24 protein-coding genes are annotated in these 22,940 nt (G+C 71.1%); 13 read left to right on the forward strand and 11 right to left on the reverse strand.

The features are described from left to right. Nucleotides 1-23 precede the first annotated feature (23 nt). Nucleotides 24-1,106, reverse strand: a complete 1,083-nt coding sequence (locus AC1RN5_RS12330; protein ID WP_493041431.1) for a cell wall hydrolase — start codon at nucleotides 1,104-1,106, stop codon at nucleotides 24-26. A gap of 337 nt (nucleotides 1,107-1,443) precedes the next feature. On the opposite strand from AC1RN5_RS12330, the gene AC1RN5_RS12335 reads away from it, so the two are divergent. The 4 genes from AC1RN5_RS12335 (at nucleotide 1,444) to AC1RN5_RS12350 (ending at nucleotide 3,478) form a co-directional block, all read left to right on the forward strand. Next, the gene (locus AC1RN5_RS12335; RefSeq protein ID WP_421930606.1) at nucleotides 1,444-1,626 is read left to right on the forward strand and encodes a hypothetical protein; all 183 of its coding nucleotides are present in this window, start codon (nucleotides 1,444-1,446) and stop codon (nucleotides 1,624-1,626) included. Between the two features lie 187 nt (nucleotides 1,627-1,813). After that, entirely contained in the window at nucleotides 1,814-2,212 is a 399-nt protein-coding gene (locus tag AC1RN5_RS12340) for a hypothetical protein (RefSeq protein ID WP_493041432.1), read from the forward strand. A 176-nt stretch (nucleotides 2,213-2,388) separates the two neighbouring features. After that, nucleotides 2,389-2,751: a hypothetical protein gene (locus AC1RN5_RS12345; protein WP_493041433.1), complete on the forward strand. Its 363-nt coding sequence runs from the start codon at nucleotides 2,389-2,391 to the stop codon at nucleotides 2,749-2,751. Between the two features lie 238 nt (nucleotides 2,752-2,989). After that, entirely contained in the window at nucleotides 2,990-3,478 is a 489-nt protein-coding gene (locus AC1RN5_RS12350) for a DUF4136 domain-containing protein (protein ID WP_493041434.1), read from the forward strand. Here the strand turns inward: AC1RN5_RS12350 and AC1RN5_RS12355 are convergent. From AC1RN5_RS12355 to AC1RN5_RS12370, 4 genes are all read right to left on the reverse strand, one after another. Beyond that, nucleotides 3,475-5,688 (reverse strand): CHASE2 domain-containing protein, encoded by a 2,214-nt coding sequence (locus tag AC1RN5_RS12355; protein ID WP_493041435.1) that lies wholly within the window; start codon nucleotides 5,686-5,688, stop codon nucleotides 3,475-3,477. The two genes, AC1RN5_RS12350 and AC1RN5_RS12355, sit on opposite strands and share 4 nt — an antisense overlap. Nucleotides 5,689-5,691: 3 nt before the next feature. Next, a complete protein-coding gene (locus tag AC1RN5_RS12360) occupies nucleotides 5,692-6,999 on the reverse strand; it encodes a FecR domain-containing protein (RefSeq protein ID WP_493041436.1) in 1,308 nt (435 codons plus the stop codon). Then, nucleotides 6,996-7,703 carry a response regulator transcription factor gene (locus AC1RN5_RS12365; protein WP_493041437.1) on the reverse strand — a complete coding sequence of 236 codons (708 nt, stop codon included), beginning with the start codon at nucleotides 7,701-7,703 and terminating at the stop codon, nucleotides 6,996-6,998. The genes AC1RN5_RS12360 and AC1RN5_RS12365 overlap by 4 nt, the downstream gene beginning before the upstream one ends. Nucleotides 7,704-7,794: 91 nt before the next feature. Next, a complete protein-coding gene (locus tag AC1RN5_RS12370) occupies nucleotides 7,795-8,667 on the reverse strand; it encodes an alpha/beta fold hydrolase (protein ID WP_493041438.1) in 873 nt (290 codons plus the stop codon). A 161-nt stretch (nucleotides 8,668-8,828) separates the two neighbouring features. On the opposite strand from AC1RN5_RS12370, the gene AC1RN5_RS12375 reads away from it, so the two are divergent. After that, nucleotides 8,829-9,416: a thioredoxin domain-containing protein gene (locus AC1RN5_RS12375; protein WP_493041439.1), complete on the forward strand. Its 588-nt coding sequence runs from the start codon at nucleotides 8,829-8,831 to the stop codon at nucleotides 9,414-9,416. 2 nt (nucleotides 9,417-9,418) lie between these two features. On the opposite strand, the gene AC1RN5_RS12380 is transcribed toward AC1RN5_RS12375, so the two are convergent. Then, nucleotides 9,419-10,009, reverse strand: coding sequence for a TetR/AcrR family transcriptional regulator (locus AC1RN5_RS12380; protein ID WP_493041440.1), 591 nt, complete (start codon nucleotides 10,007-10,009; stop codon nucleotides 9,419-9,421). A gap of 56 nt (nucleotides 10,010-10,065) precedes the next feature. Between AC1RN5_RS12380 and AC1RN5_RS12385 the strand changes: the two genes are divergently transcribed. From AC1RN5_RS12385 to AC1RN5_RS12400, 4 genes are all read left to right on the forward strand, one after another. Continuing rightward, complete coding sequence (locus AC1RN5_RS12385; RefSeq protein WP_493041441.1) at nucleotides 10,066-11,058, forward strand: alpha/beta fold hydrolase; 993 nt, start codon at nucleotides 10,066-10,068, stop codon at nucleotides 11,056-11,058. Next, a complete protein-coding gene (locus AC1RN5_RS12390) occupies nucleotides 11,055-12,110 on the forward strand; it encodes an alpha/beta fold hydrolase (protein WP_493041442.1) in 1,056 nt (351 codons plus the stop codon). Before AC1RN5_RS12385 ends, AC1RN5_RS12390 begins: the two co-directional genes overlap by 4 nt. Nucleotides 12,111-12,255: 145 nt before the next feature. Next, nucleotides 12,256-14,502: an excinuclease ABC subunit UvrB gene (gene uvrB / locus AC1RN5_RS12395; RefSeq protein ID WP_493041443.1), complete on the forward strand. Its 2,247-nt coding sequence runs from the start codon at nucleotides 12,256-12,258 to the stop codon at nucleotides 14,500-14,502. A 191-nt stretch (nucleotides 14,503-14,693) separates the two neighbouring features. Next, complete coding sequence (locus AC1RN5_RS12400; RefSeq protein ID WP_493041444.1) at nucleotides 14,694-14,990, forward strand: GIY-YIG nuclease family protein; 297 nt, start codon at nucleotides 14,694-14,696, stop codon at nucleotides 14,988-14,990. A gap of 193 nt (nucleotides 14,991-15,183) precedes the next feature. On the opposite strand, the gene AC1RN5_RS12405 is transcribed toward AC1RN5_RS12400, so the two are convergent. The 3 genes from AC1RN5_RS12405 to AC1RN5_RS12415 form a co-directional block, all read right to left on the reverse strand. Further along, complete coding sequence (locus tag AC1RN5_RS12405) at nucleotides 15,184-16,065, reverse strand: alpha/beta hydrolase family protein (RefSeq protein ID WP_493041445.1); 882 nt, start codon at nucleotides 16,063-16,065, stop codon at nucleotides 15,184-15,186. A gap of 192 nt (nucleotides 16,066-16,257) precedes the next feature. Continuing rightward, a complete protein-coding gene (locus tag AC1RN5_RS12410) occupies nucleotides 16,258-16,644 on the reverse strand; it encodes a hypothetical protein (RefSeq protein WP_493041446.1) in 387 nt (128 codons plus the stop codon). 224 nt (nucleotides 16,645-16,868) lie between these two features. Next, on the reverse strand, nucleotides 16,869-18,275 hold the full coding sequence (locus AC1RN5_RS12415) for an aldehyde dehydrogenase family protein (protein WP_493041447.1): 1,407 nt from the start codon (nucleotides 18,273-18,275) through the stop codon (nucleotides 16,869-16,871). A gap of 237 nt (nucleotides 18,276-18,512) precedes the next feature. Here AC1RN5_RS12415 and AC1RN5_RS12420 point away from each other — a divergent pair, with 237 nt between their 5' ends. From AC1RN5_RS12420 to AC1RN5_RS12430, 3 genes are all read left to right on the forward strand, one after another. Beyond that, nucleotides 18,513-18,782, forward strand: a complete 270-nt coding sequence (locus AC1RN5_RS12420) for a hypothetical protein (RefSeq protein WP_493041448.1) — start codon at nucleotides 18,513-18,515, stop codon at nucleotides 18,780-18,782. Nucleotides 18,783-18,837: 55 nt separating this feature from the next. Next, on the forward strand, nucleotides 18,838-19,182 hold the full coding sequence (locus tag AC1RN5_RS12425; protein WP_493041449.1) for a hypothetical protein: 345 nt from the start codon (nucleotides 18,838-18,840) through the stop codon (nucleotides 19,180-19,182). Nucleotides 19,183-19,268: 86 nt separating this feature from the next. Next, complete coding sequence (locus AC1RN5_RS12430; RefSeq protein WP_421930585.1) at nucleotides 19,269-19,412, forward strand: hypothetical protein; 144 nt, start codon at nucleotides 19,269-19,271, stop codon at nucleotides 19,410-19,412. On the opposite strand, the gene AC1RN5_RS12435 is transcribed toward AC1RN5_RS12430, so the two are convergent. Both AC1RN5_RS12435 and AC1RN5_RS12440 read right to left on the reverse strand, forming a co-directional pair. Next, on the reverse strand, nucleotides 19,409-21,820 hold the full coding sequence (locus tag AC1RN5_RS12435; protein ID WP_493041450.1) for an ATP-binding protein: 2,412 nt from the start codon (nucleotides 21,818-21,820) through the stop codon (nucleotides 19,409-19,411). The genes AC1RN5_RS12430 and AC1RN5_RS12435 overlap by 4 nt on opposite strands. Before the next feature lie 213 nt (nucleotides 21,821-22,033). Beyond that, on the reverse strand, nucleotides 22,034-22,300 hold the full coding sequence (locus tag AC1RN5_RS12440) for a GNAT family N-acetyltransferase (RefSeq protein WP_421930583.1): 267 nt from the start codon (nucleotides 22,298-22,300) through the stop codon (nucleotides 22,034-22,036). Between the two features lie 74 nt (nucleotides 22,301-22,374). On the opposite strand from AC1RN5_RS12440, the gene AC1RN5_RS12445 reads away from it, so the two are divergent. Beyond that, nucleotides 22,375-22,935, forward strand: coding sequence for a DUF3617 domain-containing protein (locus AC1RN5_RS12445; protein WP_493041451.1), 561 nt, complete (start codon nucleotides 22,375-22,377; stop codon nucleotides 22,933-22,935). The last annotated feature ends 5 nt before the right edge of the window (nucleotides 22,936-22,940 follow it).

Below are 22,940 nucleotides of genomic sequence, written 5' to 3' on the forward strand. Positions count from 1 at the left end.
ATTGCGGCGAAGCCGCCGGACCGTCAGGAGCTGGCGGCCGAGGAGCTGGTCTTCATGGCGGTCTCGGCCGGCTTGGCGGGCGCGGCGGGAGCCGGCCTGGCCTTGGGCGCCTCGGCCTTGGCCTTGGCGTCCGGCGCGGGCGGCAGGACCTCGGCGGCCTCGGAGGCCTTGACCAGCGGACTGTCGGCGGGACCGGAGACCACCACGGCCGAGGCCAGGCGGAAGTCCGGCCCGCTGGCGACCGAGCTCGAAGCCGGGGTCGGGGCCAGGCTGGCATAGGCCACCGGCGCTTCGTTCAGATCGCGGCCACCGGCGCGGGAGTCGGCCACATAGGTCGCCGGCGCGGCGCCACGGCCGAAGCGGTAGAAGACGTGAGTCCCCACCTGGGCGACGCGGATCATGCGACCGCCCCAGTTGGGGGAGACCCCGGTGGTGTGGAAGTTGGTGGCGTCGCCCACCGAGGCCATGACGGCCCCCGACAGGGCGCGGGCGGCGACCTGCTTGGCGCGGTTCCAGGCGATGGCCTCGCGGCCCCGGCGCATGGAGCCGTCGCAGGCGAAGCTGAACTGGCAGCCGCGCGCCCGGGCGGCGCCCTGGAACACGACGCCGCAGACGCTCTTGGGATAGGCCGGGTGACGGACGCGATTGAGGACGACCTGGGCCACGGCCTGTTGGCCGGTGGCGGCCTCGCCGCGGGCCTCGAAATAGACCGCCTGGGTCAGGCATTCGAGCTCACGCGAGCTTTCCATGACCCCGGCCATTCGGAAGGGCGCGGCGGCGGGAGCGAGGGGGCCGGCGAAGGCGGCGCGCAGGACAAGGGCCGAGGCCGGGTTGCGGTCGCGCTGTTCGAGGCGGGCGGTGAGGATCGCGGTCTGGCGGTCGCGCTCGGCGCCGCCGGCCACGGTGAAGGGGTCATGACGGCGGGCGATACGCAGCACGCCGGGATCCATGGCGGCGGCTTCGCGTTGAAGAACGGACTCGGAGAAACCGCCGGCGGCGGCTTCGGCCAGCCGGGCGGCGCGTTGGTGATCGGTGGTCGCGCGGGCCATGCCGCCGGCCAGATAGGCCGCGCCGAGGGCCAGGCCGACGCCTGAACCCAGCAACACAGCGCTGGTCAACGCTCGCCAATCGGCGCGCGCCTGAGGTTTAGCTAGCAAAGGGTGGTTGTCCCGTGTGGCGAGGGCGAAGGCGCCCCCAGACATCGTTGCTGCTAGACGCCCCTGCACTTGCTGGCGGCGTTTCGCGGCGGGCCTGCTCCTTACACGTCGGAAGACAAGCCATGGCGAAGTTGCCGGTGCTTATGACGGCTAGCTTCACGATTCGCAACCCCATATTGCAGCGCAGCATAAATTGCCTGTGGATTTCTTGCCGGGCGGCCCCGTCCGGAACCTCCACCGTTGTCCGCCGTTCCTCCGCCCGAGACCCTTCAACCGGAGCCATGTCATGCGCAAAACCCTGAGCCTGATCGCCGTCGCGGGCGTCGCCCTCACCCTGGCGGCCTGCGGCCACAACGTCGAACAACGCGCCGCCACCGGCGCGGCCACCGGCGCCGTCCTGGGCGGCCCCGTCGGCGCCGTCGCCGGCGCAGCGGTCGGCACCGCCGTCAGCAAGTCGGTCGACAAGTAGGACCAGCCTGGCCCCGCCTCGCGCGGGGCCATAGTCCAACTGCGTCATGCCCGCGGCTGGCCCCTGACTAGGATCGTGTTTCCAAACGCGATTCTGGGGGCCCCGCCGTGGGACACGTCATCTATGCCGTCCTGGCCCTGGCCGTCGTGGTTGCGATCACCCTCCTGGGCGGGCATCCTCTCTGAGCATGAAACGCCGCCTGCCCCTTCTGCTCCTGGCCGGACTCACCGTCTGCGCCTCGGGCGCCGAGGCCGCGCCGGCTTGGCGCGTGCAGCAGTCCTGCGCCCTGAAGCGCTATCTCGGCGCCACCCCGGCCTTCGCCACCGCCTGGGGACGCGACACCGCCCAGGTCTCCTATGGCGGCCGGCCCGCCGCCACGGCCTGGCGGGAGGAGCCCGGCCGGGTGAACTACGTCAGGGCCATGGCCTCGGGCCGCGCCTTCGCCGACCGCGCCGCCGACCTGCTGGCCCGCCGCAACCGCATCACCCGCGAGGACGCCCTGCGCGTGATCGGTTCGGATCGCGGCCCCTGGCCGGAGGTGACCGAGGCCAAGTGCGACGCCCTGGAGCGGATGGCCTCGCGCTAGCCCCCGGCGCCCGCCAGGGTCGAGCCCCTGGTCCGAGACGTCTGGCCTTGCGGCGGCGATCGGCCGCGGCGACCAACTGTAAAGCAATGTAAAATCGAGACCTGCACAGGGGTTTCCACGCTCAAGCTCTGCTAGGACTTCGTTAAGGGTATCCCTCAACGCAAGGTCGCACGCAGATGCCGGACACAGATGAAGTCGCCCTGGCGCGGCGCATGAAGTTGGCCAAGACGTGGAACATCAATCCGCTGGTGGCCGAGATCGTCGAGATTCTGCTGATCTATGGCGGGTCGGCCCACCGCAACCTGGTGGCCGAACGGATCGCCATGCGCCGGACCGAGGAGCGCATCTCCGACGGCCTGCGGCGCGAGATCTTCGAGGCCTTCGACGCCCACTGCGAGGGCGCGGCCCGGACCGGCCAGCCCAGCATGATCTTCCTGCCCTTCGGCGAAGGCTCCCACCGGTGGGCCCTGACCCGCGACGTCCAGAGCTTCCTGGAGCGCGGCCCCCTCAGCCTGGCCCGGCCGGCCTGTTCGCGATGACCTCGATCCCCACCTTCCTCAGGCTGGCCCTGCTGGTCGCCGCCTCGGCCTCCGTCTGCGGCCTCGTCCTCGGCCTGGCCCTCTTCCATGCCTGATGTCATGAACCCGCTGCTCCGGCGCCTGCTCCTAGCCTTCGCCCTGGCGGTGAACTTCGCCGCCTGGATCTTCATCCTGCGCGAGGTGCTGCTGCCGCTGGTCTCCGATTGACGCCGCCGCCGCCGGATCGGAGAGTCGCCCCATGGCCGCCAAGATCCTGACCTGCCTCGCCGCCGCGGCCCTGCTGGCCGGATGCGCCACCCCGCCCCGGGTGGTGCGCGCCGGCGATCCCGCCTTCGCCGACGGCAAGACCCTGGCGCTGGCCCCCAGCGCCGCCACGCCGGGGGACAGGGCGCGGATCGACCAGGCCGGCGCCCTGGCGCTCGACCGCCTCAAGGCCCGGAACGCCCGCCTCGGCGATCCGGCCGCCGCCGACTACCTCCTGCAGGTGACCTTCGCCGCCTTGCCCAAGGGCGTCGGGGTGATGCGCGACAAGGCCGGAGACTGGCTGGCCGATCCGAAGGCGGGCCGGCGCTGGGGTCTGCGCGGCCCGGCCTATGCGCTTAGCCTCACGGCCATCGACACCCGGACCGGCAAGGCGACCTTCTCGGCCACCGCCACCGAACGCGCCCACGGCGAGCCCGCCGCGGCGGTGGATCGCCTGGTCACCGCGGCCCTCGCCAAACCCTAGGCCATCTCCGGCAGGTCGACGGTGAAGTGGGCGCCGCCGCCGGGCGCGGTCTCGTAGCGCACCTGGCCGCCGTGGCGCACCACCACCGAGCGCACGAAGGCCAGGCCGAGCCCCGCCCCCGGATCGCCGGCCTGGGGCCGGTCGAAACGCTGGAAGGGCTCGAAGACGGCGGCGGCCTCCTCCGGCGTCAGCCCGGGGCCCTGATCGGTCACCGAGACCATGATCCGCCCCGCCTCGCGGGTGAGGGCCACGGCGATCCTCGCGCCGGGCGGGCTGTATTTCACCGCGTTGTCGAACAGATTGGCGAAGGCCCGCGCCAGCAGGGAGTGGTCGCCCAGCGTGAAGGCCGGCTCGTCGCAACCGGCCTGGACGAAGGTCACCTTCTTCTGCTGGGCCTGGGGCCAGAGCTCGTCGGCCATCTCGCAGACCATGTCGGCCAGGTCCACCGGCTCGCGGCCCAGGGGGGCGGCCTCGGCCCGGGCGAACTGCACGAAGCCGTCGGCCAGGGCCAGGGTGCGGCGGGCGTTGGCGGCGATGCGGCCGACCACGGTGGGCTCCAGCCCCGGAGACTGCTGCAGCAGGGCCAGGATCGAGGTCTGGGGCGAGCGCATGTCGTGGGTCAGCAGTTGCAGGGCCTGCTCACGCTGGCGGGCGGTGGCCATCAGCTCGGTGGCGTCGGCCAGGCCGATCACCTCCCCGGCCGGCCCCTCCCCCTCGCCCCGGCGCGGGGCGGTGTGCAGCAGCAGGGTGCGGCCGTCCCGCAGGGCCAGGGGCCGCGACTGCGGTCCGGTCAGGTCGCCGGCCTCCAGCGCCACCGGCTCCAGGCGGCGCAGCAGGTCGACCAGGGGGACGCCCACCAGGCCCTCCCCCAGCAGGGCCTGGGCCGGAGCGTTGGCCTGGATGACGACGCCGTGCGCGTCGGTGACCAGGGTGGCGTCCGGCAGGCTGGCGAGGATGTCGTCGGCAAAGCGGCGCAGGGCGTCCATGCGCGAGATGGCGCCGCTGAGCGCCCGGGCCTGGCTGGCGACCACGTCGGCCACCGGGCCGTGGGCGGTGGCGGCCGGGGGAGCCGCCGTCTCCAGGCGGCCGCCGAGCCGCTCGAACTCGGCCTTCAGGAAGTCGCTGGCCATGGCCAGCCGCCGCCAGCCCCAGACCGGGAAGACCAGCAGCAGGATGGCCAGGGTCGTCACCGGCGACAGCCACAGGTGCGCCAGGCCGAACAGGCCGACGCTGAGGGCCAGGACGGCCGCGCCCAGTCCGGCGGCGAGGCCGAGGTTCTGGGCGGGCTTGAGGGTCAGGAAGCCGGCCATCAGGGCCCACAGCGGCAGGATCGCCAGGGCCAGCCGCCAGGGCCGCCCGGCCTCGTCCCGGGTCAGGCCATGGTCGAGCGCGTCCAGGATATTGGCCTGCAGCTCCACCCCCGACATGCCGCCGCCCAGCCGGTCCATCGGGGTCTGGAAGTGGTCGGTCATGCCCAGGGCCGTGGCGCCCACCAGCACGCGGCGGCCGGTGAAGAAGGCGGCGGGAACCTCGCCCCGCAGCACACTGCCGAAGCTCACCGTCCGATAGGCGCCCGGGGGGCCGGCGAAGGGGATCAACTCGCCGACGCAGGGCGCCGCCCCGGCCGCGGGCAGGGGCCGGCGCTGGCCCAGCACCACCTCGGCCAGGGGACGCGGCGCCGGCCGGGCGCAGCGCTCGCGGTGTCGCACCACACCGTCGGGATCGGGGCGCATGATCACCTGGCCGACCCCCTCAGCGGCCACGGCCAGGGGCCCCGCCGGTGGGACCTCCCGCAGGCCCGCGCCGTTGAAGCCCTGCTCCACAAGCACCGGCAGGAAGACCGGGCCCAGGTCGGTCATCGCCCGGGCCAGGTCCGCATCGGCCGGATCGGGCTCGGTGAACAGGACGTCGTAGACCACCGCCCTCGGCGCCATGGGCGCAAGCACCCTCAGCAGCTCGGCGTGCCGGGCGCGCGGCCAGGGCCAGCGGCCGAGCTCGGCCAGGCTGCGGTCGTCGATGGCCACGATGATGAGATCGGGATCGGCGGGCCGGCCGTTGATCAGGGCCAGGGCGTCGTAGACCGCCCCGTCGGCGCGGGCCAGCAGCCCGTTCCAGCTGGCGAGCCCGGCCGCGGCGGTGGCCAGGACCGCCACCAGCAGCCACTCCAGGAGCAGTCGTCGGAAGGCCGGCGATCGCCCGGGCTCCGGCATGGGCTATCGCCCGACGACGAGGTCTTGCAGGCCGCCGACCTTCTCGGTGATCTTGCCGCGGTTCAGCCGCGTGGCGATGACCCGCCAATAGTAGGCGCCCGGCGGCAGGTCGGTGAGCACCACCTGCGGCGCCTCCAGTCCCGGCTGGTCCACCAGGGCGGTGGTGGCCTGGGCCTCGCCGAACAGCTGGAAACGGTAGGTCCGCACCCCCTGGCCGGTGGCCGTCCACCGGAACAGGTACTGGCGCAGCTTGCCGGACCTCTCCGGCGTGGCCTGGCCGGGCTCCAGGATGTTGAGGTCGCGCTCGAAGGCGTAGTTGGAGGCCGCGCCCTCCAGGCCCTGGGCGTCGATGGCGGTGGCGCGCACGAAATAGGCGCCGTCCGGCACGCCGTCGAAGGTGACCACGGTCTTGTCGGTCCGGGTCTCGGCGAAGGTGTCGATGAAGCCCGCGTCATTGGCCAGTTGCAGGCGGTAGGCCACGGCTTCGGCCACCGGCTCGATCTCGAAGGTCACCACCGCGTCTTCCTGGGCCCGGCCGCCATGGGCGAGCCTGGGGGTCGGGGGCAGCGGCGTGGGGGCGCCTACCGCGTCGGGGGTGACCCTGACCCCGAAGGTCTCGGCCACGGCCACCTCGCCGCCGGGGCCACTGACCCCCACCAGGCCCTTCAGCACCTCGGTGGTGGCCTGCCCCCCGCCGAGGGCGGCGACCCGGAACTCGGTGCCCCGCACCGCCGACACCGACAGCGGCGTGCGGATCTGGAAGCGGGAATTGGGATTGGCGCCCGGGGTGGCCGAGGTGGAGCTGCGGCCGGTGTCCAGGTCGAAGACCCGCAGCAGGCCGCCGGTCATCGGGACCTCCCGCAATTGGCGGACCCGGGCGCTGGAATTGGAGGGCAGGGTCAGGCGGCTCTCGTCGGAAAGCTCGACGGTGAGGAAGCCGTTGGCCTGGGTGCTCAGGGTCATGCCCTCGACGATGGGCAGGCCCACCCGCGGCGTCACCGGCCGGCCGCCCTGCTCGATCCGAACCGCGCCCGAGAAGGCCACCAGTTCGGCGGTGATCGGGACGGTCCGCATCACCCGGTAGGGCACGACCACGGTGGCGCCCGGCCGCAGGCGCCGCGGATTGGGGATGCGATTCAGCCGCCGCACGGTCTCGTAGTCGCCGGGGCGGGCGAAGTAGCGTCGGCCGAGGTCGTAGAGGTTGTCGCCCTTCTTCACCACATAGCGGGCGTCCGGAGCGGGGAGCGGTCCCTGCTGGGCCAGGGCGGCGCCGGGGACCGCGAGCGCCAGGAGCAGGGCGAGCACCTTCACTGGGCGTCCTCCAGGACCGGTTGGCAGCGCTCCAGCCGGTAACCGAAGCCGTAGACCGTCACAAGCCGGAAGCCGCTGGCCGGCCGCAGGGAGAGCTTGCTGCGCAGGCGCGAGATGTGGGCGTCGAGGGTGCGGGTCTCCAGGTCCGCCCGGTGGCCCCAGACCCGCTCCAGCAGGTAGTCGCGGCTGAGCGCCCGGGACATGTTGCGGAACAGGGTGACGGCGAGCTGGAACTCCTTGGAGGTGAGCTGCTCGGTCCTGCCGTCGCGGGTGGCGGTCTCGGTGGCCGGATCGAAGGTCCAGCCCTCATGGGTCTCGCCGCTGGTGGGGGGCGAGGTCGGATAGGCCCGCCGCAGCAGGGCGGCCACCCGCGCCAGCAGGATCGAGGGCTCGAAGGGCTTGACCAGATAGTCGTCGGCCCCGGCGTTCAGCCCGGCAACCACGTCGCTCTCCACCGAGCGGCTGGTGACCAGCAGGACGGGCGGGGTGGCGGGCAGCAGCTCAGGCAGGCGCTTGAGGACCTCGATGCCGCTCATCTCCGGCATGTTCCAGTCCATGATCAGCAGGTCGAAGGTCTGTCGGCGCAGGTCGGCCAGCAGGGCCGCCGGCTTTTCGTAGACATGGCAGCGATGACCGGCCTGGCGCAGCATGGCGGCCAGCAGGTCGTTGTGGGCCTGGTCATCGTCCAGGACGGCGATGTTCATCCTTGCGCTTCCCACGACACGTTCGACTGGCGGCAAGCTTAACCTTCGCCGGTTCGTCCGGCCCCTGAATTCTGGCCCAGGTTACATTCCTTTACAGTCCCGCTTGCGGCGGGTTGTTGCGGGCCACGAAGGCGGCGTAGCCCTCGACATATTCGGCCGGAATGAAGCCGGCCATCATGGCGCTCAGGTGCCCCTTGCCGGGCAGGACTAGGTTGGTGAAGTCCGCGAGCTCCCGGGCCAGGCGGTGGGTGCGGGCGTTGGGGCGGTCGTATTCGCCGTTGATGGCCATGACCGGGAAGTCGATCCGCGTCAGGTCGAGCTTGTGCAGCGTCGCCATCATGCGCCCAGCCATGTCCTCCATCTTGCGCACCGCGCCGGCTCCGGCGACGGCCTGGACCTTGGCGCGAATCTTGTCGCCGAGGTCGTTGCCCACCTCCTCGCCCTTGGCCTGGCGGCGCGCCTTGACCTGGGCGTTGGCGGCGGCCTCGTCGGGAGCCTCGCCGGTGACATCGGGCGGGACCTTGTCCTTCCACTCGGCGGTCTCGCTGACGCCGGAGCCCTGGAAGCAGGCGGTGATGAACCGCTCCGGCGCCCGGGCCAGCAGCTGCAGGGTCACCCCGCCGCCCATGGAGTAGCCGGCGATGTGGGCCTTGCCGATCCCCATCTGGTCCATGAACTCCAGCACGTCGTCGGCCATGTTGAAGTGGCTGTGGCGGGCGCCGCCCGACAGGCCGTGGGCGCGCATGTCCAGGGCATAGACGTGGTTGGTCTCCGCGAGCCTCGGGGCGATGCCGTTGGAGAACCAGTTGCCGATGGCGCTGCCGCGGGCCCCATGGATCAGGATCACCGGAACGCCGGCGCCGGCCTCCACATAGTGCAGGCGGGCACCGTCCCTGACCGTGAAGAAGCCGTCCGGCCAGCGCGGCGGCGGTGCGGCGCTCTGCGCCGCGGTCGAAACCGACATGAAGTCCCCAGGAATGAACGCGACTGAAAAGGGTCCCACGGCGGGCAATGAATCCGCCGCGCCCCACTATGACGGCTCGCGGCCCCCGGCGCCAACGGCCTCGGTTGACAGGCGAGCCCCGCCCGGTGTCCTGGAGCGGTCACAGTTCCAGGAAGCTTCCCTTGCGCCTCCCCCTGCTCGCCCTCCTGCTGCTCACCGCCGCGGCGCCCGCCCCCTACCCCGCCGGCGACCTGTCGCTGGGCAAGCCCAAGGCCAGGATCGTGGTGGAGGAGTACGCCTCCCTGAGCTGCACCCACTGCGCCCACTTCAACAACGAGATCTTCCCGGCCTTCAAGGCCAAGTACGTGGACACCGGCAAGGTCCGCTACACCCTGAAGGAGTTCATCACCGAGCCCGCCAACGTGGCCGCCGTGGGCTTCATCACCGCCCGCTGCGCCGGGGCGGGCAAGTACTTCCAGGTGGTGGACGGCCTATTCCGCCGCCAGGCCGAGATCTACGAAACCCGCCAGCTGCGCCCGGTGCTGCTGGACGTGGCCAAGGCCGCCGGCCTCAGCGAGGCCCAGGTCACCGCCTGCGTCGCCGACCCGGCGAACCGCGAGGCCCTGGAGACCCGCGTCAGCGAGGGGATCGCCCGCGGGGTGGACGGCACGCCCACCTTCTACGTCAACGGAGTGAAGCTGGCGGCCGGTGTCGTCTCCCTGGCCGATCTCGACGCCGCCATCGCCGCGGCGGGGAAGCGCAAGAAGTAGGGCTAGCGCACCGCGCCGCGGGCCAGGGCGTCGAAGGCGGCGCGGATCGCCTGTTCGGTCACCGCGTCCGGGGTGAGCTGGTGCTGATGCAGGAAGCCGAGACTGAGGGCCTGAAGCGCCGCCACCAGGTCGGCGGCGGGCATGACCAGGACATCGGCATAGTTCGCCTCCACCGCCGCGGTCAGGGCCGCCAGGCCTTCCAGCTGCAGGGCCGCGGCGCGGCGGCGCAGCTCGGGCTCCGCCATCATATAGACCTGGAACTCGACGATCAGCCGCTCGACGCCCCCCACCCGCGGCAGGGTGGCCACCAGGGCGTCGGCGGTGGCGCGCAGCTGGTCGGCCAGGCTCCCGCCGGCCACATAGGCCGGTTGCAGGGTCAGGGACTGGCTCTGCGCCACCGCGAACATCAGGTCGGCCTTGCCTGCGAAGTTGGCGTAGATGGCCCCCTTGGTCATGCCGGCGCGGGCGGCGATCTCGTCGAGGCCCGCGCCCACGAAGCCCTTCTCCAGGACCACCTCGAGCGCGGCGGCGATGAGGCGGGCCCGGGTTCTGTCGCGCTTTCCGGAGCCGGGTGCGGGAGCGTCCTCTGTCATGGGTTGCCACATACCATGGGTATAATATACTGCGAGTATATTCTCGGGAGGGCGCGATGGGCTGGGTCATCAAGGGCGGGCTGGGGCTCATGGTCGTGGCCGGTGTCGTCCTGGGCATGGCCCTGTTGGCCGAGAGCCTGGCGCGTCGGCGCGACGCCGCCCTCTACCCGCCGCCGGGACGCATGATCGCGGTGGAGGGGCGTCGGCTGCATCTCCGCTGCCTGGGCCACGGCGAACCCACGGTGGTGCTGGAGGCCGGCGGCGGCAATCCGGCCATGCTCGCCTTCCCGGTCCAGGATCGGGTCGCCCGAACCACGCGGGTCTGCAGCTACGACCGCGCGGGGCTAGGTTGGAGCGACCCGGCGCCTGACGGGCGATCCTTCGAGGACCGCGCCCGGGAACTGCACGCCCTGCTGGCGGCGGCCGGCGAGCGCGGCCCCTATGTGCTGGCCGGTGAGTCCTTTGGCGGCCTGGTGGCGCGGACCTTCGCGCGGCTCTATCCGGACGAGGTGGCGGGCGTGGTGCTGGTGGACGCCGCCGAGGAACAGTTCTTCTTCAGTAAGCTGGCGAGGTTCCAGGCGCAGCGGTCCCAGCTGAAGGCCTACGCCGTCGCCGCGCGCCTGGGCCTGACCCGGTGGTTCATCGTCCATCGGCCCGAGCAGGCCGGCCTGCCGCCCGGCATGCCCCTGGAAGAGCGCCGCCGCTTCGCCGCCCTGTTCAACCGCCCGGCCTATCTCGCCGCCCTCCCCCAGGAAATCCAGGCCTATGAGCTGACCCCGCCGGAGCAGCGCGTGGCCGGCGGCTTCGGCGGCCTGGGGGACCGGCCCCTGGCGGTGATCGCCCACGGCCGGCCCTTCGCCGGCCCCCAGGCCTGGATGGAGGATGGCTGGGCCGCCGGCCAGGCGCGGCTGGCGACCCTATCCACCGACAGCGAGACCGTGGTCGCGACCCGATCCGGCCACGCCATAGCCCAGACCCAGCCTGACCTTGTGGCCCAGGCCATCGCCCGCGTGGTGGCCAAGGTGCGGGCCAGGGGGACGCCGCCATGACGGCGATGCTCGGGATCTTCGGCGCGCTCGCCGGCCTGCTGGCCGCGGCCCTGGTCTACCGGGCCTGGCGCAGGCTGAGCGTGGCCCGGCGGCTGGCGATCCGCGCGCCGAACGGGATCGACCAGGCGGGCTTCGTCGAGATCGGCGGCCTCCCGCAGTGGATCTCGATCCGCGGCGAGGACCGGGCCAATCCGATCCTGCTGGTGGCGCACGGCGGGCCGGGCGGCAGCATGCTGCCCTTCACCTACCTGGCCTGGCGGTCCTGGGAGAAGGACTTCACCGTCGTCCAGTGGGACCAGCGGGGCGCCGGGCGCACCTTCATCCGCGGCGGGCCGCGGGGCCAGGGCGAACTCTCCATCGACCGCATGGCCGCCGACGGGATCGAGGTCGCCGAGCACGCGGCGCGGACGCTCGGCCAGTCCAAGGTGATCCTGGCCGGCCTCTCCTGGGGGACGATCCTCGGGGTGGAGATGGTCCGCCGCCGCCCCGACCTGTTCCACGCCTATGTCGGCGCGGGCCAGGTGATCGACATGCAGGCCAATGAGGCCGTCGGCTATCAGGGCCTGGCCGACCGCATCGCCCGCACCGGCGACGCCAGGGCCGCCGCGGCGCTCGCCGCCATCGGCCCGCCCCCCTATGCGGACCTCAAGACCCTGCTGGCCCAGCGGAAGATCCTGCAGCGCTTCCCCCCGGCCAGCGAGAAGGGCGTCATGGGGCGGCTGATCCTGGGCATGCTGTTCCTGCCGGGCCTGTCCCTGCGGGCGGCTTGGTTGCACGGCAAGGCGCCCTACTTCGCCGCCGGGAAGCTGGCGCCGGCCCTGATGGCCTACCGCGACTCCGGCGCCCCCTTCGCGGTCCCGGTGGTGTTCATCCAGGGGGAGGAGGACATCCAGACCCCCACCTCCGAGGTCGCGAAATACTGCGCGGCCATCACCGCGCCGTCCAAGCAGATGGTTCTAATCCCGGGCGGCGGCCACATGGCCATGGTGGCGATGGCGGAGGATTTCCGGCGGGCGCTGGTGACGCATGTGCGGGGGTTGGGGGTGCATTGATCTCTCAAACCATCCCGTCATCCCGGACGGCCGTCAGGCCGATCCGGGATGACGGACGGGGTGTGGGAGCCCAATCTTGCTGCTGCCACATCCTGTCACCGGGGCGCCCTAGCCTTCCGGGGTCATGCACCCTAAATTCGACCTCATGCCCCGTCCCCCGAAGTCCGCCCCCGCGTCCGGCGTCGCCGAGGCGCCGGCCGTGTTCGACTATGACGAATCCAGCGCGCCCATGCTGTGGGTGCCGCACCGGCCCGACCGCCCGCAGAAGTCCGAGGGCGGGCGCCGGTTCAAGCTGGTCAGCGAGTATGAGCCGGCCGGCGACCAGCCCACCGCCATCGCCGACCTGGTGGCCGGGCTGGAGGGCAAGGAGCGCGACCAGGTGCTGCTGGGCGTCACCGGCTCGGGCAAGACCTTCACCATGGCCAAGGTCATCGAGCAGACCCAGCGACCGGCCCTGATCCTGGCGCCCAACAAGACCCTGGCCGCCCAGCTCTATTCCGAGATGAAGAGCTTCTTCCCCGAGAATGCGGTGGAGTTCTTCGTCTCCTATTACGACTACTACCAGCCCGAGGCCTACGTGCCGCGGACCGACACCTATATCGAGAAGGACTCCTCGATTAACGAGCAGATCGACCGGATGCGCCACTCGGCCACCCGGGCGATCCTGGAGCGCGACGACGTCATCGTGGTGGCCTCGGTCTCCTGCATCTACGGCATCGGCTCGGTGGAGACCTATTCCACCATGACCATCCAGCTGGAGGTCGGCCAGCGGGTGGACGAGAAGAAGCTGATCGCCGACCTGGTGGCCCTGCAGTTCAAGCGCAATGACGCCAGCTTCGAGCGCGGCGCCTTCCGCCGGCGCGGCGACACGATCGAGATCTTCCCCGCCCACTACGAGGACCGCGCCTGGCGCGTCAGCCTGTTCGGCGACGAGATCGAGGCCATCGTCGAGTTCGATCCGCTGACCGGGCGCAAGACCGCCGACCTGCCCAGCATCAAGCTCTACGCCAACAGCCACCACGTGACCCCGCGCCCGACGCTCCACCAGGCGATGATCTCCATCAAGGCCGAGCTGAAGGAGCGGCTGGAGTGGATGGTGGCCAACGGCAAGCTGCTGGAGGCCCAGAGGCTGGAGCAGCGCACCACCTTCGACCTGGAGATGATCGGCGCCACCGGCTCCTGCGCCGGGATCGAGAACTACAGCCGCTACCTGTCGGGCCGTAGGCCTGGCGAGCCGCCGCCCACCTTCTTCGAATACATCCCCGACAACGCCCTGCTGTTTGTCGACGAGAGCCACCAGGCGGTGCCGCAGATCGGCGGCATGTACCGGGGCGACTACCGCCGCAAGTTCACCCTGGCCGAATACGGCTTCCGCCTGCCCTCCTGCCTGGACAACCGCCCCCTCAAGTTCGAGGAGTGGAACGCCATGCGGCCCGACACCATCTGCGTCTCGGCCACCCCGGCGGCCTGGGAGCTGGAGCAGTCGGGGGGCGTCTTCGCCGAGCAGGTGATCCGCCCCACCGGCCTGATCGACCCGCCGGTGGAGATTAGGCCCGTCTCCAAGGACAACCACAGCCAGGTGGACGACGTCATCGCCGAGGTGCGCGAGACCACGGCCAAGGGCTACCGCTCGCTGATCACCGTGCTCACCAAGAAGATGGCCGAGGACCTGACCGAGTACATGCACGAGCAGGGCCTGCGGGTCCGCTACATGCACTCCGACATCGACACCATGGAGCGGATCGAGATCATCCGCGACCTGCGCCTGGGCGCCTTCGACGCCCTGATCGGCATCAACCTGCTGCGGGAGGGCTTGGACATCCCCGAGTGCGGGCTCGTCGCCATCCTCGACGCCGACAAGGAGGGCTTCCTGCGCTCCGAGACCTCGCTCATCCAGACCATCGGCCGGGCGGCGCGCAACGTGGACGGCAAGTGCATCCTCTATGCCGACCGCATCACCGGCTCCATGGAACGCGCCATGGCCGAGACCTCACGCCGCCGGGAGAAGCAGGCCGCCTACAACCTCGAGCACGGCATCACGCCCGAGAGCATCAAGTCCTCCATCAAGGACATCCTCGCCTCCCCCTACGAGAAGGACCGGGTCACCGTGCCGGTCGGCGTGGCCGAGGACTCCAAGCCCTTCATGGGCGACAACTTCAAGACCACCCTGCGCGACCTGGAAAGCCGCATGCGCCAGGCCGCCGCCGACCTGGAATTCGAGACCGCCGCGCGCCTGCGCGACGAGATCAAGCGCCTGAAACTGATGGACCTGGAATTCGCCAACGACGCGCTCACGGCGCCGGGGGAGACGGTGGACCGGACCGCAGTGAAGAAGGTGCGCGCCGAGGCGCGGGCCGAGGCGCAGGAGCGGTTCCGGAAGGGGAAGCGGTAGGTTTCCACCACCGCCACCCCACACTCCGTCATCCTAGGCCTTGTGCCTAGGACCCCTCTCTCTGCTGTTGCTGAGCTGGAGGATGATGCGTAGAGTTCCCGTTATGTTCCAATGCGTAGAGACGCGGACAGAGGGGTCCTAGGCACAAGGCCTAGGATGACGGTGTTGGAGATGACGGGGGTTGGGAACCCATGCGGCGCGACGCCTATATCGCCGTCTACATCATGACCGACCGGATGCGCGGGACACTCTATATCGGCGTCACCAACAAGCTCTCGCGCCGCATCTACGAGCACCGCGAAGGGGTCTATCCCGGCTTCACCAAGACCTACGGGCTGAAGCGGCTCGTCTGGTATGAGCCGTTCGAGATCATGACCAACGCGATCCGGCGTGAGAAGTCGCTCAAGCGCTGGCCGCGCGACTGGAAGATCAACCTTATCGAGCGAGAAAACCCGCACTGGGACGACCTCTATCCGGGAATCCTCTAGCGGCCGCACCTTCCCCGTTCGTCATCCTAGGCCTTGTGCCTAGGCCCCCTTTGTCCGCGTTTCGGCAAGTAGGGACGTAGTGGAGACGTCGAGCCTCAACCTGCAGCTCAACTGCGACTGAGAGAGGGATCCTAGGCACAAGGCCTAGGATGACGAGTGCGGGAAATGAGGCGTTGGAGAGTTACGCTCGCCTCTACAACCCCGCCAACCAGTTGATCACCAGCGCCTGAAGCGTGAGCCGCTTGTCCGACCAGCCGTGGTCTGTGGCCACGTGAAGATCCTGCACCTTGGTCCCGCCCGCCGCATGGATCGCGGCGATCAGGCGCTCGGCGTCGGGGGCCAGGCCGTCGTCGCTGTGGAGGACCAGGAGGCGGGTGGTCTTCAGGCCGGGGCCTAGCTGGTCCAGCCGCCAGGCCTCACCCCCGGCGATCAGTTCCTGCGCCATGCTCTGGCCCGTGGCGCCGGCCAGGGTCTCGCGGTTGTCGTCCATGGCCGCGGCCAGGGCGGCGGGCGCCGCCTTGCCCGACACGCCGCGCTGGCCCATGTCGGCCGCCGAGATCAGGATGGCGCCCAGCAGGGCCGGGTCCTTGGCGGCGGTCTGCGCCGTCGCCCAGCCGCCCATGCTGTGGCCGGCGATGGCGATGCGCCTGGGATCGACCCCCAGCTTGGCGGCGTTGGCCGGGTCGCGCAGATAGGCCAGGACCAACTTGGTGTCGATCAGGGTCTGGCCGAAGCTGAAGGGCCCCGGGCTGCCCCAGGCGCCGCGATAGTTGAAGGTCACCGCGTTCCAGCCGGCGCGGCGCACGGCCTGGGCCAGGTCGAGGTTCTTCTCATTGCCCGGCAGGCCGTGGAGGATCACGAGCGTCGGGTGCGGCCCCTCCCCTTGCGCCACATAGACCACCCCATTGATCGCCACCCCGCCGACGGGGACGTGGATCACCTCCATGCGGGCCTTGGCCTTGGCGTCGGGGGCGGGTTCGGAGGTGACCGCGGGGGGGAATTTCGTCGAGACCGTCTGGGCGGCGGCGGGGACGGCGGCCAGCGCCAGGACGGCGGCGAGCAGGATCGGGCGCATGGGGCGGGGTCCTTGGAGGAAGGGCTGGAGGGTGGCGCGCCTCACCTCACGTGTCATCCCGGTTTCGCGCAGCGAAGACCGGGACCCAGAAGCGCCGACCTCTCCGGAGAGCCCCGCGCCTATGGGTCCCGCACTTCCGCGCCTGCGGCGCTGCATGCGGGATGACACCCGTGGGGGATCGGCCGGTTGGGACTACCGCCGCGTGACCTTCCAGCCGTTCCCGTCCCGCGTCGTGGTCCAGGCGACGCCGTCCCAGTCGGTGAAGTTGAGGATGGTGTCGGGGTGGCCCGCGCCGCCGCCCTTGGGGCTGTGGAAGAAGCGGCCGCCGATCCACTTGGCGCTCCAGCAGCTCCCGTCCCAGGTGCGGTAGTCCATGTGGTCGTCGGGATGGCCCGCGCCGGTCTCCGGCCGGTGGTAGAAGTTGTCGCCCTGCCAGCTGGCGCTCCAGCGGGAGCCGTCGCAGGTGGTATAGGGAATGTCGCCGACCGTCTGGCCCGACTGCGGCTGGGCCTGGGCCGGGGCGGCGAGCGTCAGGATCGCCGCGGCCGCGGCCGCCGCCGTCATTGTCCGTCCACCCATGGTCGTTCTCCCGAGCTGGAGCTCAACCGTATAGGTTGCGGCGGCGGGGGCAAGGGCGCGCCCTCCCTCCCCCACCCGTGTCATCCCGGTTTCCGCGCCAGCGGAAGACCGGGACCCATAGACACCGATGTCTCCGGCACGGCCCGCGCGTCTGGGTCCCGCACTTCCGCGCCTGCGGCGCTGCATGCGGGATGACACGGAGGGATGAGCGGGTTTTGGCGCCCCTAAACCTTCGCCATGTTGATCACGTGCATCTGGGTGAACTCGGCCAGGCCCTCCTCCCCCAGTTCCGTGCCCACCCCCGACAGCTTGGCGCCGCCGAAGGGGATGTTGGGGGCTAGGTCGGCGTGCTTGTTGATCCAGACGGTGCCGGTGTCCATGCGGCCGGCCAGGTCCATGGCCTTGTCCAGGTCCTTGGACCAGACCGAGCCCCCCAGGCCGTAGGACGAGGCGTTGGCGCGGGCCAGCGCGTCCTCGCCGTCGCGGATCTTGATCACCGGCAGGACCGGGCCGAACTGCTCCTCGTCCACCAGGCGGGTGCCGTCGGTGATGTCGCGCACGATGGTGGGGCGGATGAAGTAGCCCTTGCCCTCCGGCCGCCCGCCCCCGGCGATGACCTTCCCCTGGGTCCTGGCCTCGGCGATGATGCCCAGCACCTTCTCGAACTGGGTCTTGTTCTGGAGGGGCCCCATGGTGGTGCCCTGCTCCAGGCCGTCCCCCACCACGGCGGCGTCGGCGAGCTTGGCCAGCTCGTCGCACATGGCGTCGTAGATGCTCTCGTGGACATAGGCCCGCTTGATGGCGATGCAGACCTGGCCGGAGTTCTGGAAGGCGCCGGCGAAGATCTTGCCCGCCGCCGCCTTGGGGTCGTTGTCCTCCAGGACGATGGCCGCGTCATTGCCGCCGAGCTCCAGGGTGACGCGCTTGAGCGCCTCGGCGGCGCCGGCCATCACCTTCTTGCCGGTCTCGGTGGAGCCGGTGAAGGAGACCTTGCGGATGTCGGGGTGGGCGGTGATGGCGCCCCCCAGGTCGTTGGCGTCGGCGATGACGTTGAGCACGCCCGGCGGCAGCAGGTCCTTCACCAGCTCGGCGATGCGCAGGGTCGAGAGCGGGGTGGTGGCCGCGGGCTTGAGGATCACGGTGTTGCCGGCCAGCAGGGCGGCCGGGACCTTGAAGGCCATCAGGATCAGCGGGAAGTTCCACGGCACGATGGCGCCCACCACGCCCAGCGGGCGGCGGCGGCTGACCACCCGGCGGGCGTCGCTGTCCTCGATCACCTTCTCGGGCAGGTCCAGGCTGGCGAAGTAGCGGAAGAAGGCCGAGGCGCCGAACACCTCGCCCATGGCGTCGGCCAGGGGCTTGCCCTGCTCCTGGGTCAGCAGGCGGGCGAGGTTCTGCAGGTCCCCCTGGATGGCGTCGGCCATGGCGACCAGGGCCTTGCGGCGCTCGGCGATGGGGGTGTCGCGCCAGGCGGGGAAGGCGCGCTTGGCGGCGGCCACGGCCTGGTCCAGCTGGGCCTTGGAGGCCCGGGCGCAGACCGCCAGCTCGGTCTCGGTGGCCGGATTGATCACCGACATGGTGGAGTCGCCGTCCACCAGCTGGCCGTCGATGAGGAGCTTGAACGGGCCCATGGAAACCTCCCAGATTGTGATTGGGCCGAAAGATGCGCCGGTGACGCTAGGCCAATCAAGGGGCCGGGCGGCCTGTTGCGTGAAAGCCTCACCTGCCCAGTCTGGGCGCCACCGCCCTGGAACCGCGGCCCAGGTCGGTGCGTAGACTCCGCCATTGGGGGAGCGCCGGTTGTGGCGGTCCGAGGATGGATCGATGCGCTGGGGCTCCTCGCCGCCTCTTTGCTGGGAATAGCAAACATGTCGCCGTCGCTGTCCGTCGTCTCCGAGCTTCCGCGTTCCGAGGCTCTGTCCCACCGGGTCCGCCGCCTGCAGGTGGAGGCGCGCAGCCTGGCCCGCGAACATATCGCCGCCCTGGTGGCCGCCCTGCACGAGGTCGAGGTGCTGGCCGGCGAGATCGCCGACGGCGGCGAGGCCTATCCCGCCGGGGTGCGGGAGATCTCCCGCCGCCTGGCCGAGGAGTTGGAGACCAAGGTCGCCACCATCGAGGCCATCACCTCGCGCAACTGATCTGGCGCCGCTTCTGCACATCGCTCCCCGAACGTCCCGGTTTGGAGCGAAAACCATGGTCAGTCGTGTCGCGCGTACCCGTCCCCGCCTGGTGGAAGCCGAGGCCATGAACGTCGTGGCCCTGCAGGCGCCAGCGCCGCCGCCGGTCAAGAAGGCCCCCGAGCCCAAGCCCGAGACCCTGGCCGAGCAGATCCGCCGGCTGCAGTCGGAGGCCAAGACCCTGGCCCGCGGCCATGTGGACGCCCTGAAGGACGCCCTGCTGGAGGTGGAGCGCCTGGCCGCCGAGATCGGCGAGGGCGGCGACGTCTATCCCAACGGGGTGCGCGAACTGGCCCGCCGCTTCGCCAGCGAGACCGACACCAAGGTCCAGGCCCTGATGGCGATCGTCGCGCGCTCCTGAGCGCATCCAATTTCCAGGTCCTGCGTTAGGCGTCTTGCTGTTCGTAGGGCCGCCCTCCCCGGCGGCCGAGCTGGGGATTTGAACCGATGTCCGACACCTATTCGCGCGTGCTGATCGCCGCCTTCGCCGCCGCCGTCATGACCGTGGTGGCCATGGCCGGAACCATGGTCGCCGCCTCCCAGCCCGTGGCCTTCGGCCAGGGCCTCAGCCAGTCCTCCCAGGGCCGCTAAACCCGCTCCAGGGTCCGTTCCAGGGCCGCGAAGAGCAGGGCCGCCTCCAGGGGCTTGGGGACGAAGTCGTCCATCCCGGCCCCATAGTACTCGGCCACCTGGTGGGCCATGGCGTTGGCCGTCAGGGCCACGATCGGGGTGCGCGGCCGCCCCAGCCTGACCTCCTCGTCGCGGATCGCCCGCGTCGCGGTGGGGCCGTCCATCACCGGCATCTGCACGTCCATCAGGATCACGTCCCAGGCGCCCGCGCGCCAGGCCTCCAGGGCCTGGGCCCCGTCGGCCACCATCACCGGCTCTATGCCCGCCTGGTGCAGCAGGGTCTGCAACACCAGCTGGTTGATGATGTTGTCCTCCGCCGCCAGCACCCGCAGGGGCGGCAGCTCCTCCTGGGCGGGCGGGGCCTCGGCCGCCGCCTGGGCCTGGATCGATCCCGCCGGGGCGGGCGCCATGGGCAGGCGGGCGATGAAGGTGGTCCCCTCCCCCTCCACGCTGACCGCCCCGATCGCCCCGCCCATCAGGTCGCAGAGCTCCCGGCAGATGGCCAGGCCCAGCCCCGTGCCCCCATAGCGCCGGGTGGTGGAGGCGTCGGCCTGCTCGAACTTGCGGAACAGCCGGTCGAGCTGGTCGGGGCTCATGCCGACCCCGGTGTCGGAAACCTCGACGCAGAGGTCGCCGCCGTCCCGGGACAGCCGCACCCGGACCTCGCCGGACGGGGTGAACTTCAGGGCGTTGGAGACCAGGTTGTAGATCACCTGGCGCAGGCGGGTGGAGTCGCCGAGATAGGCGCCGCGCGCCTGCGGCTCCACCACCAGGTTGAAGGACAGGCCCTTCTTGTTGGCGATGGCGGTGAAGGCCGCGTGCGCCCCCAGCGCCAGCTCTTCCAGGTCGAAGGGCGCCACCTCCAGCTCCAGCTTGCCGGCCTCGATCTTGGAGAGGTCCAGCACATCGTTGAGAATGGCCAGCAGGGTCTCGCCGGACTGGCGCACCACGTCCAGCCGGTCGCGCTGCACCGGCGACAGCTCGTCGCGGGCCATGGCCTGGGCCATGCCCAGCACCCCGTTCAGCGGGGTGCGGATCTCGTGGCTCATGGTGGCCAGGAAGGTGGACTTGGCGCGGTTGGCGGCCTCGGCCTCCTCCTTGGCCTGGACCAGGGCGGCCTCGGCCTGCTTGCGGGCGGTGATGTTCTGCAGGGCGCCCAGCAGCCGCAGGGGCTGCCCGGCCTCGTCGCGCACCAGCTTGACGGTGCAGGCGACCCAGACCTCCTTCCCGTCCTCGCGGGCGACGCGGTATTCGGGGAAGTAGGGCTCGTCCCTCTCCACCGCCCGCGCCCAGGGCTCGGCGATCAGGGCCCGGTCCTCGGGATGGATGGTCAGGCTGGTGTCGGCGGCCAGGTCCTCGAAGGTCAGGACGCGGCCGAAGATCTTGGTCATGCCCTCGTCCTGCACCAGGGTCTGGCGCTGGTAGTCCAGTTCCCAGACGTGCAGCTCGGCGATCTGGGCGGCCACCTGCAGGCGCTGCTCGGAGCGCTCGGCGGTCTCCACCGCGCGGACCAGGTCGGTCACCTCGAGGGCGGCGCAGACCACGCCGCCGATCTCGCCGGCCTCGTCGCGCCAGGGGGTCATCTCCACCCGCGCCCAGGTCACCCGGCCGTCGGGCCGGGTGATGCGCACCTGCGGCGCGCGCATGGTCTCGCCCGCCACACAGCGCTCGTGGGCGCCCCGGAGGCGCTGGAAGAGGGCCTCGTCGAACTCGCCGATGGCCCGGCCCAGGATATCGGGCGCCTCCAGGCCGCTCTCCTGCAGGAAGCGGCGGCTGACCTGGATGAGCCGCATGTCGCGGTCGGTCATCATGATGGCGGCCGGCGCGGCCTCCACCATCGCCTGGAGATGGGCCTGGCTCTGCCGCAGGGCGGCCTTGCCCTGGACCAGCATCTGCTGGGCGCGGGCCTGCTCGCAGGCGTCGGCGATGACGCCGGCCAGGTTGTCGAGATTGGCGGCCAGGGCCGGGTCCTGGGGCCGGGGCTCGGTCCCGACGATGGCCAGGACACCGATCACCTCGCCGTCGGACAGCCGCACGGGGGCGCCGACGCAGAAACGATAATAGGGCGGGCCGCTGACCAGGGGATAGGTCGCGATCTCCGGATCCAGCAGGGTGTCCTCGACCCAGACCGTCTTGCCGGTGGCCCGGACGCGGTCGCCCAGCGGGTCGGCGGCAGGGTCGCGTCCCTCGCGGTCGTGGCTGCGCCAGACGCCGCCGTCGCGGGCGATCACCAGGCTGAACCCAACCTTGCCGAACAGGGCGCTGGCCAGCTCCCGTGCGCGGGTGAAGACCGGCTCGTCGCCGGTCATGCCAAAGGGAGGGCCGACCTGATTCGAAGGCTTGAAGGCGGGGCTGGAGAACTGGGACATGGGCGAAACCTGGGTAGGACCTGTCGCCTAGCCTAGGTCGTATGGTCGACATGCGGGGCGCGGAGCCCCTCTTGCGGCGATTCGCCTCAACGTCCGGGTTGCGTCTCCTGGGCCGCGAAACCAGGCGTGGCCGAATGCACGCGCCGGTGGTCGGGGGACGAAACAGGCGCGGAATCCGGGTGGGAAATCGGCTCCCGGCCCTCCGCGTAAGCCCTAGCCCACCAGGTCTCCGAACTCCTTGCTGCGACGCAGCCAGGCGGCGGCGTAGCCGCAGATCGGCGTGATCTTCAGGCCCTTGGCCCGGACATCGGCGCTGAGCGCGGCCATCAGGCGGCCGGCGGCGCCGGTCCCCCGCAGGGCCGGCGGACTCTCCACGTGGTCGAGATAGAGGCGATCCCCGCTCAGACGATAATCGGCCCAGGAGGTCTGGCCCTGTTCGTCCATCTCGTAGCGGTCGCCGGTGTCGCGTAGGTCGGTCATGGTCGGATCATAACCCTCTCGCGCGCAGGATCGATCCCCACTAGCCTTCGCAAATGCGTGAGCGGGAGAGAGCGATGCGTTGGACTGTGGGGTTGGCCGCGGTGGCCGTGGTGGGACTGAGCGCCTGTAACAAGCCGGCCGAGAAGACCGACGCCCAGGCCGCCGCGCCCGCCTTCCAGCCGTCCCAGACCCCGCCCAAGCGCAAGCCGGGCCTCTGGGAGCAGCGGGTCTCCACCGGCGACTTCGTGCAGGTCACCCGCATCTGCCTGGACGAGACCACCGACCAGAAGATCAGCTTCTGGGGCGCCCAGGCGACCCGGGACATGTGCGAGAAGAACATCTTCTCGGCCCGCGTGGGCGGCGGCTATCAGTTCAGCTCGGTCTGCGACATGGGCTCGGGCGGCAAGACCACCACCAGCGGCACGGCCACGGGGGACTTTGGCGCCAAGTATCTGATCCAGGCCGAGAGCTCGACGGTCGGCGCCGCCGCGCCCCAGATGAACGGCCTGCGCAGGCTGACCGTGGAGGCGGCCTGGCAGGGGGCCTGCCCCGAGGGCTTCAAGCCCGGCGACATGGCCCTGCCCGGCGGCATGAAGATCAACATGCTGGACATGGCGGTTCCGGGGAAACCCTGACCGCC

Source organism: Phenylobacterium sp. GW821-FHT12F10 (genome assembly GCF_058806695.1).

Bases quoted from the DNA above. Each gene is read 5' to 3' on its own strand.
- AC1RN5_RS12420 (WP_493041448.1), top strand. From the start codon at position 18,513: ATGTCGCCGTCGCTGTCCGTCGTCTCCGAGCTTCCGCGTTCCGAGGCT.
- AC1RN5_RS12365 (WP_493041437.1), bottom strand. From the start codon at position 7,703: ATGAACATCGCCGTCCTGGACGATGACCAGGCCCACAACGACCTGCTG.
- AC1RN5_RS12445 (WP_493041451.1), top strand. From the start codon at position 22,375: ATGCGTTGGACTGTGGGGTTGGCCGCGGTGGCCGTGGTGGGACTGAGC.
- AC1RN5_RS12435 (WP_493041450.1), bottom strand. From the start codon at position 21,820: ATGTCCCAGTTCTCCAGCCCCGCCTTCAAGCCTTCGAATCAGGTCGGC.
- AC1RN5_RS12440 (WP_421930583.1), bottom strand. From the start codon at position 22,300: ATGACCGACCTACGCGACACCGGCGACCGCTACGAGATGGACGAACAG.
- AC1RN5_RS12400 (WP_493041444.1), top strand. From the start codon at position 14,694: ATGCGGCGCGACGCCTATATCGCCGTCTACATCATGACCGACCGGATG.
- AC1RN5_RS12405 (WP_493041445.1), bottom strand. From the start codon at position 16,065: ATGCGCCCGATCCTGCTCGCCGCCGTCCTGGCGCTGGCCGCCGTCCCC.
- uvrB (WP_493041443.1), top strand. From the start codon at position 12,256: ATGCCCCGTCCCCCGAAGTCCGCCCCCGCGTCCGGCGTCGCCGAGGCG.
- AC1RN5_RS12390 (WP_493041442.1), top strand. From the start codon at position 11,055: ATGACGGCGATGCTCGGGATCTTCGGCGCGCTCGCCGGCCTGCTGGCC.
- AC1RN5_RS12380 (WP_493041440.1), bottom strand. From the start codon at position 10,009: ATGACAGAGGACGCTCCCGCACCCGGCTCCGGAAAGCGCGACAGAACC.
- AC1RN5_RS12410 (WP_493041446.1), bottom strand. From the start codon at position 16,644: ATGGGTGGACGGACAATGACGGCGGCGGCCGCGGCCGCGGCGATCCTG.
- AC1RN5_RS12335 (WP_421930606.1), top strand. From the start codon at position 1,444: ATGCGCAAAACCCTGAGCCTGATCGCCGTCGCGGGCGTCGCCCTCACC.
- AC1RN5_RS12425 (WP_493041449.1), top strand. From the start codon at position 18,838: ATGGTCAGTCGTGTCGCGCGTACCCGTCCCCGCCTGGTGGAAGCCGAG.
- AC1RN5_RS12355 (WP_493041435.1), bottom strand. From the start codon at position 5,688: ATGCCGGAGCCCGGGCGATCGCCGGCCTTCCGACGACTGCTCCTGGAG.
- AC1RN5_RS12345 (WP_493041433.1), top strand. From the start codon at position 2,389: ATGCCGGACACAGATGAAGTCGCCCTGGCGCGGCGCATGAAGTTGGCC.
- AC1RN5_RS12340 (WP_493041432.1), top strand. From the start codon at position 1,814: ATGAAACGCCGCCTGCCCCTTCTGCTCCTGGCCGGACTCACCGTCTGC.
- AC1RN5_RS12415 (WP_493041447.1), bottom strand. From the start codon at position 18,275: ATGGGCCCGTTCAAGCTCCTCATCGACGGCCAGCTGGTGGACGGCGAC.
- AC1RN5_RS12370 (WP_493041438.1), bottom strand. From the start codon at position 8,667: ATGTCGGTTTCGACCGCGGCGCAGAGCGCCGCACCGCCGCCGCGCTGG.
- AC1RN5_RS12430 (WP_421930585.1), top strand. From the start codon at position 19,269: ATGTCCGACACCTATTCGCGCGTGCTGATCGCCGCCTTCGCCGCCGCC.
- AC1RN5_RS12385 (WP_493041441.1), top strand. From the start codon at position 10,066: ATGGGCTGGGTCATCAAGGGCGGGCTGGGGCTCATGGTCGTGGCCGGT.
- AC1RN5_RS12350 (WP_493041434.1), top strand. From the start codon at position 2,990: ATGGCCGCCAAGATCCTGACCTGCCTCGCCGCCGCGGCCCTGCTGGCC.